Origin of the sequence: uncultured Mailhella sp. (assembly GCF_944324995.1) — a bacterium.
Lineage (GTDB): Bacteria > Desulfobacterota > Desulfovibrionia > Desulfovibrionales > Desulfovibrionaceae > Mailhella.
The window spans coordinates 399,058-415,971 of sequence record NZ_CALUYL010000001.1 but is presented as its reverse complement, the minus strand read 5'-3'; the positions used below and the strand labels follow the sequence as shown (position 1 = coordinate 415,971).

Sequence of the window (16,914 nt, the reverse complement as noted above, 5' to 3'; positions counted from 1 at the left end):
AGCTGACATGTCGAAACTGCGCATCGTATTCATGGGCACGCCGGATTTTGCGGCGGTGATTCTCAAGGCCGTGGCCGCGTGGGAAGGCGGCGAAGTGGTGGCCGTCTATACTCAGCCGGATCGTCCCGCCGGGCGGGGCAAGAAGCTGAAGGCCTCCGCCGCCAAGGAACTGGCGCTTCAGCTCGGCCTGCCCGTGTATCAGCCGCGCAATTTCCGCGACGACGCCGACGTGCAGGCCCTTGCCGATCTCAGGCCCGACGTGCTCGTGGTGGCGGCCTACGGCCTGCTTTTGCCGCAGCGCGTGCTCGATATTCCTATGCTCGGGCCGTACAACGTGCACGGCTCCCTGCTTCCTCAGTACCGCGGGGCCGCGCCCATTCAGCGCGCCGTCATGAACGGCGACGCCATTTCCGGCGTGACCATCATGAAAATGGAAGCCGGGCTCGATTCCGGCCCCATGCTTCTGCAGCAGGCGGTGAGCATCGAGCCGGACGACACGGCGGGCACGCTGTTCGACACGCTGGCCGAACACGGGGCAAAGCTCATGGTCGGCGCGCTCGGCATGATCGCCGAGGGCAGAGCGGCCTTTGTTCCGCAGAATGAGGAACTCGTGACCCATGCGGCCAAGATTTCCGCGGCTGAGGAATATATCGACTGGTCGAAGGACGCGAAGAGCATTCACAACATCATCCGCGGCCTCACGCCCGCACCCGGAGCCAAAACCGTGCTCCGCATGGAAGGCCGCGAGCCGGTGATGCTCCGCATCGAGCCGGGCGAACCAGTGGAAAGCTCGCAGAACGCCGCGCCCGGCACGCTCATGGGCATGGACGGCGACGCGCTTCTCGTCGCCTGCGGCTCCGGTTCCTACCGCATCACGCGCCTGCGTCCGGCGGGCAAGTCCACCATGAGCGCCGCAGATTTCCGCAACGGGCGTCTGCGCGGCCTTGCCGAACCGTACGGCATGCTGGGCGGCAAGGAATAGGCTCCGTTCTTGTCCCTCCGCTCAGGCAAAACGCCGACGCGGCCGAAGAGCGGGGCTCTCTTGCCCACTCTTTTGTGGGCGGCGTCGATGCCGCTTACCGCGTTTTGACAAAACGGAGAGCCGGGCCGCCTTTTCTGCGTTTCATCACGGCAAAAAATCGAAAAACGCGCCAGGAGCCTTTTTCCGGCGCGAAAACGCCGCACGACAAGCCCATGATCGAAAAAACAAAAAAAACGTCTCAAAATCCGTCGGTTTCCGCAGCCCGGAAGGGCGCGCTGGAACTTCTGCATCAGCTCTTCCGTCATCCCGAGGACGGAACGCCGCTGCCCGTCATGCTTTCCCGGTACGGAGCCTCCGCCTCGCTCGACGGGCGTGACGCCGCGCTGCTTTCCGAGCTGGTCTATGGCGTGCTGCGTCGTTATGCCGCGCTGGATGCGGCGCTGGCCGGATTTTTGAAAAAGCCGGACGCGCTTTCGTTTCAGGTGCGCATGCTGCTTCGGCTCGGCGCGTACGAGATTCTTTTCATGGACGGCATTCCGGCCCGGGCCACGGTGAACGAGCTGGTCAATCTGGCACGGCGTCGTTTCGGGCAGGGGCTGGGCGGTCTGGTCAACGGCGTGCTGCGCGCCGTGGATCGCGCGTCGGAGGAGCTTCGAGGGGCGATCCGCGGGAGGGAAGAGGCGCTTTCCCGCGAGGAGCTGGATGCGGAAGGCGCGGCAACGGCGGCGTCGCTGCCGCGGTGGCTTGTCGACATGTGGGCGTCGCAGTACGGAGAGAAGGAAGCGTGCCGCCTTGCAGAAAACACGCTTGCGCATCCTTCGCCGTGCTGGCGGGCGAACCTGTCCCGGGCGTGGGGCGAAATGCTGGTGCAGCACTGGCTGGAAAAAGGCTATGCGCCTGTGGGGCAGGGCGGCTTTTCCGCCGAGGGGCTGGACAGAAACCGGCCGGACGCGGCCAAGCAGCAGGCTCTTCTGGAGACCTTTGAAAAGCAGGGCAATCTGACGCGGCAGGGCGCGTCCTCCCAGCTCGTGGCCGAATACCTGGCCGACTGGATTCTTGCCGACGAAAAACTGGCAGAAGCGCCGCTCTGGGACGCCTGCTGCGGGCGCGGCGGAAAAACCACGGCCCTGCTGGAAAAGGGCGTGCATGTGGCGCTCGCCGGCGAACCGGCGTCGTTCCGCCTTGAGGAGCTCAAGGCCGCGCTGCTTCGCCTCGGGCTGCCGTGGCCGCAGCTTCAATGCGCGGCCGCACAGCAGATAAATGAATTTTTCCCGTTGATATTATTGGATGTTCCATGCAGCGGCACGGGAACGATAGCCAGAAACGCCGAGCTGCGCCTGCGTCTTTCCCCGGAGCGCCTTGCCGAAGCCGTGCGCACGCAGGCCGACATTCTCCGCCATGCCTGGGAACATCTTCTTCCCGGCGGCGCGCTGTTTTACGTGACCTGCGCCTTGAACCGCGAGGAAAACGAAGCGCAGATCGCCCGTTTCGTGGAACTTCGCAGCGGGGACTGCCGCCTTGTGGAGCAGCGGAGCTTTCTTCCTCTGTTTCCGGGGCAGGACGCCCTGTTCCTGGCCATACTCCGAAAAGTCAGCTGAGCGGACGCGCTTGCGCGCCGTTCTTTCCCCTTGTCATTTTTCAGGCCGCGGTGTGTTCCGCGGCCTTTTTAAATATCGAGGGCGCGCCGAAAAGGCGCGCCCTCAAACAAGAGGGCATGGGAAAATCCCATGCGGTGCGCGGGGCGGAGTCTCGCTCTTTCCTGTTGCCCTTTTTTATTTCTCTTCATTCAGGCCGAGCAGGCTGAGAATGCGGGTCAGTTCTTCGGGGCTGGCGTAGGGAATCTGGATGCGTCCCTGCTGTTCGTTGCCGCTGATGGTGGCTTTGGTGCCGCTGCTTTGCCGCAGGAGGCTTTGCAGATTTTTGATGATCTGCGGTTTCGGGGCGCGGGCGGCGCGGGGCGTCTGCGCCTGGTTTCCGGGCGCGAGCTTTTCCGGCAGCGCGCCGGTGCGTTTGCAGACGTCGGCGGCGGATTCCGTTTCGCGCACGGACAGGTGATGCTGGAGCACGGCGGCGTGCAGGGCGTCGCGCAGTGTGGCATCGCCGACGGAGAGCAGGGCGCGGGCGTGTCCGGCGCTGATGTCTCCCTTGGCGAGGGAGTCCTGCATGGCGGGGGAGAGCTGGAGCAGGCGCAGAGCGTTGGCCACGGCCGAGCGGCTTTTGCCGAGCTGTTCGGCCAGTTCTTCCTGACTCAGGCCGTGCGCTTCGCGCAGCGCCTGCAGGGCTTCGGCTTCTTCCATGGGGTTGAGGTCTTCCCGCTGCAGGTTTTCCACGAGGGCCACGGTCATGGCTTCCTTGTCGGTGTACTCCGTGACGATGACGGGCACTTCCGTGAGACCGGCCATACGGGCTGCGCGCCAGCGGCGTTCACCGGCCACGATTTCGTAGCGCTGCGGCATGCCGGGAAGCAGGCGCACCAGAAGCGGCTGAATGACGCCCTGATTTCTGATGGACGCCGCCAGTTCGCCGAGGGCGTTGTTGTCGAAGTGCTTGCGGGGCTGATTTTTGCCGGGCACAAGCTGCGTGAGCGCCAGCTTTCTGGGCTCTTCGCTGCTGTTTTCCATGGCGGAGCTGAGCAGGGAGCTGAGTCCGCGACCGAGTCCGCGTTCGGGTATGTTCATGGCGTCTCCGTTCATCGCAGCCTGTTCAGAGGCAAAGAGGGCTGCGGCGGGAAAATGTTTTGCGTTCAGAGTGACGGCGGAAGGCGAAAACTTCCGGGCAGAGTGGCGAGGGACAGGCGTTGCTGATTCGCCGTGCCGCGCGTTGCTTGCAGGTCGCGGCGAGGGCGCGCCTGCGTCAGGGCAGCGCCGTTTTATGCACGACCTCGCGCGCTAGTTCGAGATAGGCTTCCGCGCCCTTGGATTTGATGTCGTAGTGCAGAATGGACTTGCCGTGACTGGGGGCTTCGGACAGGCGCACGTTGCGGGGAATGACGGTTTTGAACATGTGCTTGGGGAAGCAGCGTTCGGCTTCCGCCTTGACCTGCCGGGCGAGCTTGTTGCGGGAATCGTACATGGTGAGCAGCACGCCGAGGATCTTGAGTTCCTTGTTGAGGCGTTTGCGCACCTGTTCGTAGGTGTGCAGCAGCTTGACGATGCCTTCCAGCGCGAAGAATTCGCATTGCAGGGGAATGAGAATTTCGTGCGCGGCGCACAGGGTGTTGATGGTGATGAGCCCGAGGGAGGGCGGGCAGTCGATGATGATGTAGTCGTAGTTGTCGGCTACCTGCCCGAGCAGATCGGCGAGATAGAATTCCCGGGCCATTTTATCGACGAGTTCTATTTCAATGCCGACGAGGTCGGTGGACGAAGGCAGCAGGGAGAGATAGGGCGTGGCCGTGGGGAGCAGGGTTTCTTCCAGCGTGGAGGTGCCGCAGAGGGCCGTGTAGAGGTTGCGCGGAAGATTCTGCTGGTCGAAGCCAAGCGAGCTGGTGGAGTTCGCCTGCGGATCGCAATCCACCAGCAGGACACGATTTTCCATGATAGCCAGAGAGGCGGAAAGGTTGACAGACGTGGTGGTTTTGCCCACGCCGCCTTTCTGGTTGGCGACAGCAATGATTCTGGCCAAAATTCAAGCTCCTTTCCCGATTTCTTTTTTACATAAACGCAGGCATGGGGAAAAGCAAGGAGTGTTTCACGTGAAACACAGGTGCGGCGATGTTTCACGTGAAACATCGCAAGGGCGGGCCTTCCTGCGGGGTGGGGAGCTGAAAGGGAGGCGCTTTAGAGTTGAAATCATTTATTTTCTTGTTCGTCGCTATTTCTTGTTTGCCGCGAAAAGTTCCGTGCCCTGGAGGCGATGCGACCGGAAAGTGGAGGGAGCAGCGCCACAGCTCTGGAGACCGGAAGCCTGCGGACTCGCTCGGACACTGGGGATGTTTGCCGCAACGGAGGCCGAAGTCATGCAGACGCCTGCTGCCCGGACGCGGCTCAGGGAGGCAGGTCAGAAACTGACGCCATGCGGACGCTGCGGCAGGCTTTCGCGGTCAAAATTTCGGGGCTGCCCGGCGTTCGCGGTATGAATCAGAAAGTACGGGCGGAGCGGCTCGGCAGATTCTCACGGCATCCGCCCGACGGCGGCCTTTGGCTGCGGGTGCGCCCGAACAAGCGCGGCCCGATGCGGCCCGATGCAGCTCGAAAAAAGGCGGACATCCTGCGATGTCCGCCTTGAACGTTCACCCTGAAAAGTCGGGCGAAGGGCGTACCGTCCTGCCTGTGCCGGACGGCGGCTTCGCCCCGGAATCAGTGCCCCGTGATGTTGTATTTTTTCAGCTTGTACTGCATGAGGCTGCGGGAAATGCCGAGCAGTTCGGCGGCATGGGCCTGCACGAAGTCGGCGCGCACGAGCGCGCGCTTGATGAGCGCCGCCTCAATCTTGTCCAGCGTGTCGGCCAGGTTGAGCTCCACGGGCAGCAGGTCCACGGCGCTCTTGAACTGCGATTCCTCGCCGCGGATTTCCGGCGGCAGGTCGTCCACGCCGATGACCGGGCCGGGCACCATGACCATGCAGCCTTCCAGCACGTTTTGAAGCTGCCGGATGTTGCCGGGCCAGTCGTAGCCGGTGAGATAGTTCTGCGCTTCGGGACTGAAGCTCTTGGTGGGAATGCCGTTGTCTTCGGCAATCTTTTCCGTGAAGTGGGCGATGAGCAGCGGAATGTCCTCCCGGCGCTCGCGCAGCGGCGGAATGTGAATCTGCACCACGTTGAGCCGGTAGAACAGATCCTCGCGGAACGTGCCTTCCTCCACCATTTTGGCCAGATCGCGGTTGGTGGCGGCCACCACGCGGATGTCCACGCTGATGGGCTCCGTGCCGCCTACGCGCTCGAACACGCGCTCCTGCAGCACGCGCAGCAGCTTGACCTGCAGATCCATGCTGAGCTCGCCCACTTCGTCGAGAAAGAGCGTGCCGTGATCGGCCTGCTCGAAGCGGCCGCGGCGCGTGGCCACGGCCCCGGTGAAGGAGCCTTTTTCGTGGCCGAAGAGTTCGCTTTCCAGCACGCCGGAGTTGAAGGCCATGCAGTTGACCGAAACAAAGGGGCCTTCCTTGCGCGGCGAGCTGAAATGAATGGCCCGGGCCACGAGTTCCTTGCCCGTGCCCGATTCGCCGGTGATGAGCACCGTGGAGCGGCTCACGGCCACGCGGTCCACAATGGAGAGCGTGTTCCGGATGGCCTTGGATTTGCCGATGATGTGATGCGTGCGGTAGCGCTCTTCCAGCGATTCCTGGAGCAGCTTGTACTGCCGGTGCGCCTTGGAAAGCTCCACGGCGTTGTGGACGGAAAGCAGCAGCTCGTCGTTGGCGAAGGGCTTGGTGATGTAGTCGAACGCGCCGTAGCGCATGGCTTCCACCGCGCTTTCAATGCTGCCGAAGGCCGTCATGATGAGCACCGGCAGATCCGGCCACGACTTTTTGATGCGCTGAAGCACTTCCTTGCCGGAGAGCTTCGGCATCTTCATGTCGGTGATGACGACGTCGACTTCCGATTCGTCGAGAAAGTGGAGGGCCATTTCAGGATCGTTCAGGGCGGTCACTTCGTAGCCTGCGTCCTTGAGCAGCGCCTCCATGACGATGAGATAGTTCTTTTCATCGTCGATGACGAGAATGTGGGATATATCACTCATGACTGATTCCTTTTTCTTCAGACGAATTGCGCGCGGGGAAGCTGATGGTGATGAGCGCGCCTCCCTGCTGAGCGTTGGAGAGTTTCATGGTTCCGCCGTGGGAGTCAATGATGGCCTGCACGATGGGCAGGCCGAGGCCGGTGCCGTTGTCCTTGGTGGTGAAGAACGGATCCATGGCCTTGTTCAGGGCGTCTTCGCTGAAGCCCGGCCCCGTGTCGCGGAACGTGAGCGTGATTTTGCCGTCGGCGGGCAGGGAGCTTTCGATGAATATTTCTCCCGGTCCCTGCATGGCCTGCTGCGCGTTGGCCAGAATGTTGTAGAAGGCGCGGTAGAGCAGGTCGGCGTCGCCGAGCACGGTGACGTCGGGCGAAAGAGCGGCATGCACCTCTATGCCCTGACGCTGAAATTCGCCGCCGAGAAAGGCCATGGCCTTGTTGATGACGTCCTGAATGTTCACCACGTCCTGACGGGGCTGACGCGGTCTGGCGTAGTCGAGAAAATCGTTCACCGTGGTGCCGAGGCGGCACGATTCGTCGTAAATGGCGGAAAGCATGGCCTGGGTGGTGGCGTCTTCCGTCTTGTGGCGGCGGATGAGAAATTCGGAGCTGGAACGGATGATGCCCAGCGGATTGCGGATTTCATGGGCGATGGAGGCCACCATGCGGCCCATGCTGGCGAGTTTTTCCGCCTGATGCAGCTGGGCTTCGAGCTGACGGTTTCTGGCCATGCGGCGGCTCAGGGTGAATTCGGCCTTGCGCGCCACGAAGTGCAGCAGGAAGAACAGGATCAGCGTGGAAATGAGAAAGCCCGTGATGATGAGCCACTGCGAGCGGATGGTGCCCCGGTACTGGGGGGTCATGTCCTGCACGATTTCCAGCACGCCGAGCACGGGCACGGGCTGACCGTGCAGCCGCAGGCCCTGGAAGTCGGTGTCCACGGTGAGGGGGAACACGGTGCGCAGCAGAAAGGTGCCCTTGGGCAGGTTCGGCGTGACGAGCGCCTGCGCGTAGGGCATGGAGGAGAGCACGTCGAAGTGATGGGGCTTGCCTTCAAACACCAGCGGTATGCCGGCGGTGTACATGTCGGTGCGGCGCACTTCTCTGGGATCGGTGGAATAAAGGATGGTGTAGTGATCGTCGAACAGGCGCACGCTTTCGAGCTGCAGGCCGTGCAGCTGCGACTGAATGACTTCGTCGAGCAGCTTGTACTGCGCGGGATTGGACAGCGCCACGCGGCCCGAGGCGTAGGTGACGGGCAGGGTGAACTTGCGGAAAATCTGGCGGTTGATGTTGTCTGCGAGCAGCAGCGCGTATTCCTCCTGACTTTCCAGCATGGAGCGGTTCATGGTGCTGCCGATGAAAAGCGTGAGGATGACGCTGGAGATGAGAATCAGCACCAGCGAGATGTAGGAGAAGAACTTGGCCAGATTGAACGGCAGCTTGTTTTCTGCGCTGTTCTGACTTGCGTCATCCATAGGCGTTCCTTCGGGCAAGAGGCGTGGAAAATGGGGAGGCCGCGCGGCGACGGGCGTTCGGCCGGAGACGATGTTTGCCGCACCGCGCCGAGAGGGGCGGCGGGCGTGAAAAACATGCGCCGCGCCTGCAAAGAAGCGCATTTCGCCTCTTTTGCAGACGCGGCTGCCGATATTAGAAGTTCATGGTTTCCGAGGGAATGGCGGTGAACAGGGCCAGTCTGGCCGCGTCTTCTTCGGAGCCGGGCATGCCGAGGCGGGCGCGCGCGAGCTTCTTGCCGTTTTCCACGGCGGGCTGATCCACGGGATTGATGCCCATGAGCCAGCCGGTGAAGATGGTGGCGGCTTCAAGGAGCATCATCATCTTGCCGGCGGAGAAGGCGCTTTCATCGGGCATGTCGAGATGCACCACGGGCACGTCCTTCTGCGCCAGGGTGGCGCGGGTGGCCAGGGTTTCGGCGTCGAGAATGTCGCCGAAGCTGTGACCCTTCAGGTACTGCCACTGTTCGGGCAGCTTGGTGGGCATGGGCAGCAGGCTCTTGTTGGCGGGTGTGCTCACGAAGAGGCAGATCTTGTCCTTGGGGCCGTCGAGGAACATCTGAAGCAAGGAATGCTGATCGGTGACGCCGGTGGCGGGAATGGGCATGGTGCCCTTGCCGTCCTTGCCGAGGCTTTCCGCCCAGAGCTGACAGAACCAGGGGCCGAACGTGGACCAGGCGGGAATGTAGCAGAAGTAGATCACCTGACTCTTGCCCGCTTCGGACATCTGCCAGGCCCAGCGCGCGAGCTTCCAGGAGGGATGGTCGAGCAGCGAGTCGGGATTTTCCGCCAGCGGACGTCCCACGGAAATGGCGCCCTGAATGAGGCCCCTCCAGTCCATGCCGAGGAACACCGCCGGCACCATGCCCACGGCGGAGAGCACGGAATAGCGGCCGCCGAGATTGTCCGGCACGGGCAGGGAGCGCAGGGCGTACTTGTCCACCTCGTCACGCAGGAAGCCCTTATTGGCGTCGGTCACCACGAACAGGTGTTCCTGCCAGGTGCCGGGAAGCTTGCTCTGCAGCCAGGGCAGCACGAGGAGGTACTGGGCGATGGTCTCGATGGTGCCGCCGGACTTGCTGACCACGACCACCAGCGTGTCTTCGGGCACCAGCTTGTCCAGATGTTCCTGGAGCCATTCGGGATGCACGTTGTCGGCGATCCACAGGCAGGGGCCGTCGTAGTTGGGACGGTCCTGACCGGGGGCGAAGGCGCGCTGAAGCGCACGGGGGCCGAGCGCCGAACCGCCGATGCCGAGCAGCAGCATGTGCTTGAAACTTTTCAGAAATTCTTCGTGAATTTCAAGCTGATGAATGAGATCTTCCGCAAAGGGAAGCGCCAGGAAGGGAAGCACCGGCAGCTCCTGCTTCAGCTTTTCGATGAAGCGGGAGTCGTCGGAAGGCCGGTCGGCAACGCCGCCGAGCCATGCATGGGCCCAATCAAGTTTCGCCTGAGTCATAAACGCACCATCCGGTAAAGAGGTTTAGTTGTAGAGGGCATCCTTTATGCGACGCAGCGCATCCATGAGGATATCGTCGGAAACGGCGTAGGAAAGGCGGATGCAGTGCGGATCGCCGAAGGCTTCGCCGGGAACGCAGGCCACGCGGGCCTTTTCCAGCAGCATGGAGCACACGGCTTCGCCGTTCGGCATCTGGGGCGTGAACAGGGCGCTCACGTCGGGGAACAGGTAGAACGCGCCTCCGGGGCGGTGGCACACCACGCCGGGCCAGGTGGAAATTTCGGCCATGGCGAGATCGCGGCGGCGCAGGAAGGATTGCCGCATTTCCTCCACGCAGTCGTAGGGGCCGTCCAGAGCGGCCACGGCGGCCTTCTGGGCGATGGAGCACATGTGCGAGGTCATCTGGCCCTGCAGCTTGGAGCACTGCTTGATGAGATCCTCATGGGCGAGCGTGTAGCCCACGCGCCAGCCGGGCATGGAAAACGCCTTGGACAGGCCGTTCAGGATGGCGATCTTTTCAGGGAACTTTTCCCACCAGTGCGAGGCGCTCACGGGTTTGCCGTCGTACACGAGCTGTTCATACATTTCATCGGCCAGCACGAAAACGTCGTGATCGAAGCACCACTTGACGAGCGCGTCGAGTTCTTCCTGGGTGTAGGCCACGCCCGTGGGATTGGAGGGCGAGTTCAGGATCATCATGCGGGTTCTGGGGGTGAGGGCCTTTTCGAGATCGGAAGGATCGATGCGGAAGCCGCGGGAGGAGTCGGCCTTCACGAGCACGGGATTGCCGCCCGCAAGACGGATGAGGTCGGGGTAGCTGGTCCAGTAGGGGCAGGGCAGGAGCACGTCGTCGCCGTCGTTGAGCATGGCGAGGAGCGTGTTGGCCAGAGACTGCTTGCCGCCGGTGGTGAGAATGACGTTTTCAGGCCTGGCCGAGACGTTGTACTGACGCTGAAAATAATGGCAGACCGCGTTGCGGACTTCCATGATGCCGTTGACGGGGGTATATTTGGTGAAGTTTTCGTCGATGGCCTTTTTGGCTGCCTCGCAGATGTGATGCGGGGTGGGAGCATCGGGTTCGCCCACGGCCAGACTGGTGACGGCGATGCCGCGGGCCTTCAGTTCGAGGGCCTTGGCATTGATGGCAAGGGTGGCGGAGGGCTTGATCTTTTTCATTCTGTCGGCAAAGTTCATGGTTGCGCTTCCTGTTTGATATGAGCGATAAAAGGCCTGACGGTCACGGTAAAGTCTATCAACTTCACGGGGGCATGTAAATTGATGTTTGCCCGGGAAAGGCATTGCCGCAGTCCGTTGCGGAGATTTTGATGCTTTGCCGTCGCGGGGCTCTTCAAAACTGCGGACGCTGCGTTGCGGCAGGGGCCGCGCGCAAGAAAAAAAGGAAACAAGCGACATGGAAACGCGTCTTCTGACATATCCCGAAGGGTGCCGCATCGGTCGTTTCGTCCGCAGGGAAAAGCGTTTTTTTGTTCTTGCAAGGCTCGACGGTCAGGAAGTTGTGGCGCACACCAACAATACCGGCACCATGCTCGGTCTGCTGCGTCCGGGCATGCCGGTGCTGCTGTCTCCGGCGACGAATCCGGCGCGCAGGCTGAAATGGACCGTGGAGGCGCTGGGGCAGCCCTGCGGCGACGGTTTTTTCTGGGCGGGGGTGAACACCTCCGTGCCCAACAGGCTGCTGGAAGCGATGTTTCACGCCGGGCTGCTTTCGTGGGCCGAAGGATACACGAACCTGCGGCGCGAGGCCGTGAACGGAGAGAGCCGGCTCGACGGTCTGCTCACGGGGCCCGATCTTCCGCCGCTGTGGGTGGAGTGCAAGAACGTGACGCTGGTGGAAGACGAGGTGGCCGCGTTTCCCGACGCGGTGACGGCCCGGGGAACCAAGCATCTGCACACGCTCATGCGTCTGGCGGCGGAGGGCGGAAGGGCCGCCATGCTGTACGTGATTCAGCGGCCGGACGGGCGCTGTTTCGACGCGGCCGACTACGTGGATCCCGACTATGCCGCGGCGCTCTCCGAAGCCGTCCGCGCCGGCGTGGAAGTGTATCCCACGGTGTTTCACGTGCGGGAGGACGGCGTGTATTACGGCGGCATGCTGAAGTATCGCGGGGCGTAGTCAAAGGGGCGGCGCTCAGCGCAAAGAGGCGTTCAACGGTCTGCCGAGGAGGTATGCCATGATAAGAAATCTGATCATCGTCGTGCTGGCGGCGGCGTGCGTGTTTCTGTTCGCCAGTCAGTACATGGACCACAAGGCCTGGAAGGAAGCGGAAATCAGTCCTGCGGAATACGGCGGTCTTGTGGAGCTTCGGGAGCTTTTTTCGGCTTCGGACTATCGGGAAAAGGTGCTGCCGCTGCTGCGCGAGGCCTTTGTGGACGGGCGCGTGACCAGAGGTCGTCTGGAAGAGCTCGGCAGAAAGCTGAGCGGCATAGGCCCCCGCACGCTTGAGATGCTGGAAGCGGATCGCACGCGGGATCGCGTGTCCCGCGCCTGGGACGACGCCCGCGACGGAGCGGCGGCGCTCGGCGAGAGCCTCGGGCGTCAGATGGGCAAGGCCATGCGCGAGCTCGGCGACGCCGTGGAAGGGCTGAAGCCGAAGCGTGCGCCCGAGCGCCCGGAAGGCACCGTGGATCTGTAGCCGGGCCCCGACTCGTTTGAAAAAGCCGTGAGCGTGCTCAGGGAGCATGTTCACGGCTTTTTGTCGTCTGTCTGTCGGAAGAAGAGATGTTCGGAATATCGGAAGGGCGCGCGGCCGGGGCGTTTGGGGCGCTTCGGCCGCGCTGTTTTGCTGAGAGCCGGATCAGAAGCCGGCGGCGAGGCCGTCGCCGCGCGGATCGGTGGCGCCCTGGAGCACGCCGTTGTCCCGCACGAGAATGGCGCCCGCGTGTCCCATGGTGTCGGTGAAGTCTTCGACCACCTTGATGGGATGGCCGCGCTTTTTGAGCTCCTCGACCACGGAAGCGGGAATGCGTCCTTCAAGCTTCACGTCGTTGGACGCCGCGCCCCAGGTGCGGCCGTAGAGCCAGCGGGGGGCGGTGATGGCTTCCTGCGGCGACATGCCGAAGTCCACCACGCGGGTCACGATGGCGGCCTGCGTCTGCGGCTGACCTTCGCCGCCCATGGTGCCGTACACGAGGTAGGGCTTGCCGTCCTTGAGCAGCATGGCGGGGTTCAGCGTGTGCATGGTGCGCTTTCCGGGTTCCAGATGGTTCACGTGCTTCGGATCAAGGGAGAAGAAGCTGCCGCGGTTCTGGAGCAGCACGCCCGTGCCTTCCGCCACGATGCCGGAGCCGAAGTCGTGATAGATGCTCTGGATGAGGGAAACGGCGTTGCCGTCCTTGTCCACCACGCCGAGCCAGATGGTGTCGCCCTTGGGATCGAGGGGCGCCTTGGGACCGGCGGCCTTCTTCATGTCGATGCGCGCGGCCTGCTTTTTGCCGTGATCTTCGGAGAGAAGGCGATCCAGCGGAATGGACACGAAGGCCGGATCGGAAAGGTAGGCGTCGCGGTCGGCGAAGGCTTCCTTGGTGGCTTCGATGATGGCGTGGTAGTAGTCGGCGCTGCCTTCGCCCATGGCCTTCACGTCGAAGTTGTTCAGGATGTTCAGAATTTCCAGGGACGCCATGCCCTGGGTGTTCGGCGGAAGGTTGCAGGCGGCAAGGCCGCGGTAGTTCACTCGGATGGGCTCCACCCAGTCCGCCTTGTGATCGGCAAAGTCCTTGAGCGAGAGCATGCCGCCGTTCTTTTCCAGATCGGCCACGATGCGCTTGGCGATGTCGCCCCTGTAGAATTCGGAAGCGCCCTTTTCCGCAATGGCGGTCAGCGTGGCGGCGAGATCGGGCTGACGGAACATGTCGCCCGTGACGAGGGGCTTGCCGTCCTTCATGAACACGCGGGCAAATTCGGGGAAGCGCTGGAGATCGCGGAACACCTTGTCGTCGGGATCGGCGTTGACGGCGCTCCAGTAGGAAAGGGAGGTGCTCACCGGAAAGCCGTCTCTGGCGTAGGCGATGGCCGAGGCGAAGAGCTCCTTCCAGGGCATGGTCGTCTTGAGGGCGGACTGGCTGTAGCGATAGGCCTCGTCCCAGCCGGAAACCGCGCCGGGCACGGTGTTGGCCGCGAGGTAGCCGCGGGAGGGAATGCTTTTGAGTCCTTTTGAAGCGTAGAAGTCGATGGTGGCCTTTGCCCCTGCGCGCCCGCTGGCGTTCAGGCCGCGCAGTTCGCCGGTTTTGGCGTTGTAGATGAGCCAGAAGTTGTCGCCTCCGGGGGTACACATCTGCGGATAGACCACCGCCAGCGTGACGGCCGTGGCCACGGCGGCGTCCACGGCGTTGCCGCCGCGGCGCAGCACGTCGAGACCGGCCTGCGTGGCCAGATAGTTGGGGGAAGTCACCATGCCGCGCGTGGCCAGAGGATTGGTGCTCTGGGAAATGGTGGCACAGTAGGAAGAGCTTTCCATGGCTGCGGCTCCGTTGCGGGGGGCGCAGAGCACGGCGCAGAGCGCCGCGGCTCCGAACACTGCCGCCCGTTTGAAGAAAAGGTTCATGCGTGCTCCTAGAGTAAAAAATTACGGAACATTGTCCAAGAGTATCGCATGAACGTATGCAAGTTTTGTGCCGAAATATTTTTCGATATTATTTCGGACTATTGAAATAGTCGTGATGCTGAAAATGCTCTGAATGAGTTCTTTTTTGTGCCGTTTGTTCCGGCCTAACATACCGGTTGAGAACAAAAAAATATCGGCCGAAAGGAGGAAAAATGGTGCGTCGCAACGTTTTTTGCCCGTGCGGAGCTCCCGGAACAAAAAAGGGACGGTGCGTCGGAGAGACGCCTCGGCGTTTTTGCTTCTCGCTTCTGGAAAAGGCGGAGGCCTGTTTCGCCTCTCTGAAAAAAAAGAAAGGGGAAGCGCCTTTGAAGGGCGCTTCCCCCGGAGATTTGCGGGAAGGCGGAATCAGTTCTGATTCTCGTCGAGCTCTCTGGTGTACCGGCACTTGGGATTGGGGCAGGCCAGATGACGGCCGCGGGCGCGGGTGGTCTTGATGACCAGAATGGGAGAATGGCACTCGGGGCAGGGTTCGGCCACGGGCCAGTCCCACACGGCGTAGTCGCAGTTGGGGTACTGGTCGCAGGAATAGAACAGCTTGCCCTTGCGGGAGCTCTTTTCCACCAGCATGCCCTTGCCGCATTTGGGGCATGCCACGCCGGTGGAGAAGGGCGCAGCGTAGTCGCATTCGGGGTAGCGCGAGCAGCTCAGGAAGCGGCTGCCCGTGCGCGACTGCTTGAGAATCACGTCGCCGCCGCACTTGGGGCAGACGCCCATCTTCTTGTGTTCTTCCTTCGGGCGTTCCTGCGGAATGATGCGTCCCTTTTCATCGCGGGTGAAGTTGGTGGTGTAGCGGCATTCGGGGTAGCCCGTGCAGGCCAGAAATTCGCCGCTCTTGCCGAACTTCACCACCAGCGGCTTGCCGCATTCCGGGCAGGGCACGTCGGTGGTGAGGCCGCCCTTGACGGGGGCCATGTTCTTGGCGGCCGCTTCCAGCGTGGGATTGAAGTCCTTGGAAAAGCCCTTCATGAGATCCACCCAGCCGAGTTCGCCGTCGGCCACCTTGTCGAGATTGTTTTCCATCTCGGCGGTGAAGCCCACGTCCATGAGCTTGGCGAAGTGGTCGCGCAGCTGCGAGCACACCACCTTGCCGAGATCCGTGGGGGCGAAGTGCTTGTCTTCCAGACGGACGTACTCGCGGTCCTCAATGGTGGAAATGATGGTCGCGTAGGTGGAGGGGCGGCCTATGCCGCGTTCTTCCAGTTCGCGCACCAGCGAGGCTTCGGTGTAGCGCGGGGCGGGCTGCGTGAATTTCTGTTCCTTTTCGAGCTTCTGGAGCGTGACGGTTTCGCCTTCGCGCAGGGCCGGAAGCGCGGCTTCCTCTTCCTCGGTGGAGCGCGGCATCACCGCAAGGAAGCCGGGGAAGAGCAGGCGTTCGCCCTTGGCCTTCCACAGGCCCGGGCCGCAGGTCAGGCTGACGGCGGTGTCGTGATAGGTGGCCGCGGCCATCTGCGAGGCCACGAAGCGGCACCAGATGAGATTGTACAGGCGGTACTGATCGGAGGAGAGAAATTCCTTCACGTCCTGGGGCGTCAGCGTGATGTCCACGGGGCGGATGGCTTCGTGGGCGTCCTGCGCGGAGGTCTTGCCCTTGAAGGAGCGGCCCTTGCCGCCGGGAGCCATGTAGTCCTTGCCGAAGCGTTGTTCGATGTAGTCGGCGGCGCTTTTCTTCGCCTCTTCGGCAATGCGCACGGAGTCGGTTCGCATGTAGGTGATGAGGGCCGTGGTGCCGCGTTCGCCGAGCTCGATGCCTTCGTAGAGCCGCTGCGCCGTGGCCATGGTGCGCTTGGAGGTGAAGCCGATGCGCTGGTTGGCCGTCTGCTGGAGCGTGGACGTGGTGAAGGGCGGCAGCGGATTGCGCGAGCGTTCCTTTTCCTCCACCTGCGTCACCACGAAGGGCTGACCGGCCATGGCCTGTTCGAGGGCGTCGGCCGCGGCCTTGCTGGCGATGAGAATTTTGCGCGCGCTTTTTTCCTTGCTTTCGTCGGAGCCGGAAAGTTCCTTCAGCTTTTTGGCGAAGTTCGTTTCAATCTTGGCAAGCTCCGCCTTGAACGGCGGGGGCGTGGCTCCGGCAAGCAGCGCGCGGAAGGTCCAGAATTCTTCGGGCACGAAGGCGAGCCGTTCCTCTTCGCGTTCCACGATGAGGCGCAGCGCCACCGACTGCACTCGTCCGGCGGAAATGCCGCGCTTCACGGTTTTCCACAGCAGCGGCGAAATCTTGTAGCCCACGAGACGGTCGAGCACGCGGCGGGCCTGCTGGGCGTCGAAGAGATTGGGATTGATGTCGTGCGGATGTTCCAGGGCGTTCTTCACGGCGCGGGCCGTGATTTCGTTGAACTGAATGCGCTTGATGTTCTTCGCCTTGTTCTTGATGACCTCGGCGATGTGCCAGGCAATGGCTTCCCCTTCGCGGTCCGGGTCGGGCGCAAGGTACACGGTGTCGGCCTTGGAGGCCGCTTCCTGCAGATCGCGCACCACCTTTTCCTTGCCCTTGATGATTTCGTAGTGCGGGGCAAAGTCGTGGGCTTCATCCACGCCGATTTCTCTGGTGGGCAGATCGCGTATGTGACCTACGCTGGCCTGCACCATGTATTTGTTTCCCAGAAATTTCTTGATGGTCTTCACCTTGGCCGGTGATTCCACGATAATCAGATCCTTGCCCATAT

General features: G+C 62.4%; 12 protein-coding genes. 4 read left to right on the top strand and 8 right to left on the bottom strand.

Features of this window, described 5'->3' with window-relative positions:
* Window positions 1-7: 7 nt before the first annotated feature.
* Window positions 8-982 (top strand): methionyl-tRNA formyltransferase, encoded by a 975-nt coding sequence (gene fmt / locus Q0K02_RS01765; RefSeq protein ID WP_294484403.1) that lies wholly within the window; start codon window positions 8-10, stop codon window positions 980-982.
* Between the two features lie 212 nt (window positions 983-1,194).
* Entirely contained in the window at window positions 1,195-2,580 is a 1,386-nt protein-coding gene (locus Q0K02_RS01760) for a transcription antitermination factor NusB (RefSeq protein ID WP_294484400.1), read from the top strand.
* Window positions 2,581-2,754: 174 nt separating this feature from the next.
* On the opposite strand, the gene Q0K02_RS01755 is transcribed toward Q0K02_RS01760, so the two are convergent.
* The 6 genes from Q0K02_RS01755 to Q0K02_RS01730 form a co-directional block, all read right to left on the bottom strand.
* On the bottom strand, window positions 2,755-3,660 hold the full coding sequence (locus tag Q0K02_RS01755) for a ParB/RepB/Spo0J family partition protein (RefSeq protein WP_294484397.1): 906 nt from the start codon (window positions 3,658-3,660) through the stop codon (window positions 2,755-2,757).
* A gap of 175 nt (window positions 3,661-3,835) precedes the next feature.
* Complete coding sequence (locus Q0K02_RS01750; protein ID WP_294484394.1) at window positions 3,836-4,606, bottom strand: AAA family ATPase; 771 nt, start codon at window positions 4,604-4,606, stop codon at window positions 3,836-3,838.
* Between the two features lie 674 nt (window positions 4,607-5,280).
* Window positions 5,281-6,660: a sigma-54 dependent transcriptional regulator gene (locus Q0K02_RS01745; protein WP_294484392.1), complete on the bottom strand. Its 1,380-nt coding sequence runs from the start codon at window positions 6,658-6,660 to the stop codon at window positions 5,281-5,283.
* A complete protein-coding gene (locus tag Q0K02_RS01740) occupies window positions 6,653-8,134 on the bottom strand; it encodes an ATP-binding protein (protein ID WP_294484389.1) in 1,482 nt (493 codons plus the stop codon). Before Q0K02_RS01740 ends, Q0K02_RS01745 begins: the two co-directional genes overlap by 8 nt.
* 172 nt (window positions 8,135-8,306) lie before the next feature.
* Window positions 8,307-9,629, bottom strand: a complete 1,323-nt coding sequence (locus Q0K02_RS01735) for a glucose-6-phosphate isomerase (protein ID WP_294484385.1) — start codon at window positions 9,627-9,629, stop codon at window positions 8,307-8,309.
* A gap of 24 nt (window positions 9,630-9,653) precedes the next feature.
* Window positions 9,654-10,823 carry a pyridoxal phosphate-dependent aminotransferase gene (locus tag Q0K02_RS01730; protein WP_294484380.1) on the bottom strand — a complete coding sequence of 390 codons (1,170 nt, stop codon included), beginning with the start codon at window positions 10,821-10,823 and terminating at the stop codon, window positions 9,654-9,656.
* A gap of 217 nt (window positions 10,824-11,040) precedes the next feature.
* Here Q0K02_RS01730 and sfsA point away from each other — a divergent pair, with 217 nt between their 5' ends.
* Window positions 11,041-11,763 carry a DNA/RNA nuclease SfsA gene (gene sfsA, locus Q0K02_RS01725; protein WP_294484378.1) on the top strand — a complete coding sequence of 241 codons (723 nt, stop codon included), beginning with the start codon at window positions 11,041-11,043 and terminating at the stop codon, window positions 11,761-11,763.
* A 58-nt stretch (window positions 11,764-11,821) separates the two neighbouring features.
* Window positions 11,822-12,283, top strand: a complete 462-nt coding sequence (locus Q0K02_RS01720) for a hypothetical protein (RefSeq protein WP_294484376.1) — start codon at window positions 11,822-11,824, stop codon at window positions 12,281-12,283.
* Window positions 12,284-12,445: 162 nt separating this feature from the next.
* On the opposite strand, the gene ggt is transcribed toward Q0K02_RS01720, so the two are convergent.
* Together ggt and topA are read right to left on the bottom strand one after the other, a co-directional pair.
* Window positions 12,446-14,191: a gamma-glutamyltransferase gene (gene ggt, locus Q0K02_RS01715; RefSeq protein ID WP_294484374.1), complete on the bottom strand. Its 1,746-nt coding sequence runs from the start codon at window positions 14,189-14,191 to the stop codon at window positions 12,446-12,448.
* Between the two features lie 405 nt (window positions 14,192-14,596).
* A complete protein-coding gene (gene topA, locus Q0K02_RS01710) occupies window positions 14,597-16,912 on the bottom strand; it encodes a type I DNA topoisomerase (protein ID WP_294484372.1) in 2,316 nt (771 codons plus the stop codon).
* Window positions 16,913-16,914: the final 2 nt, after the last annotated feature.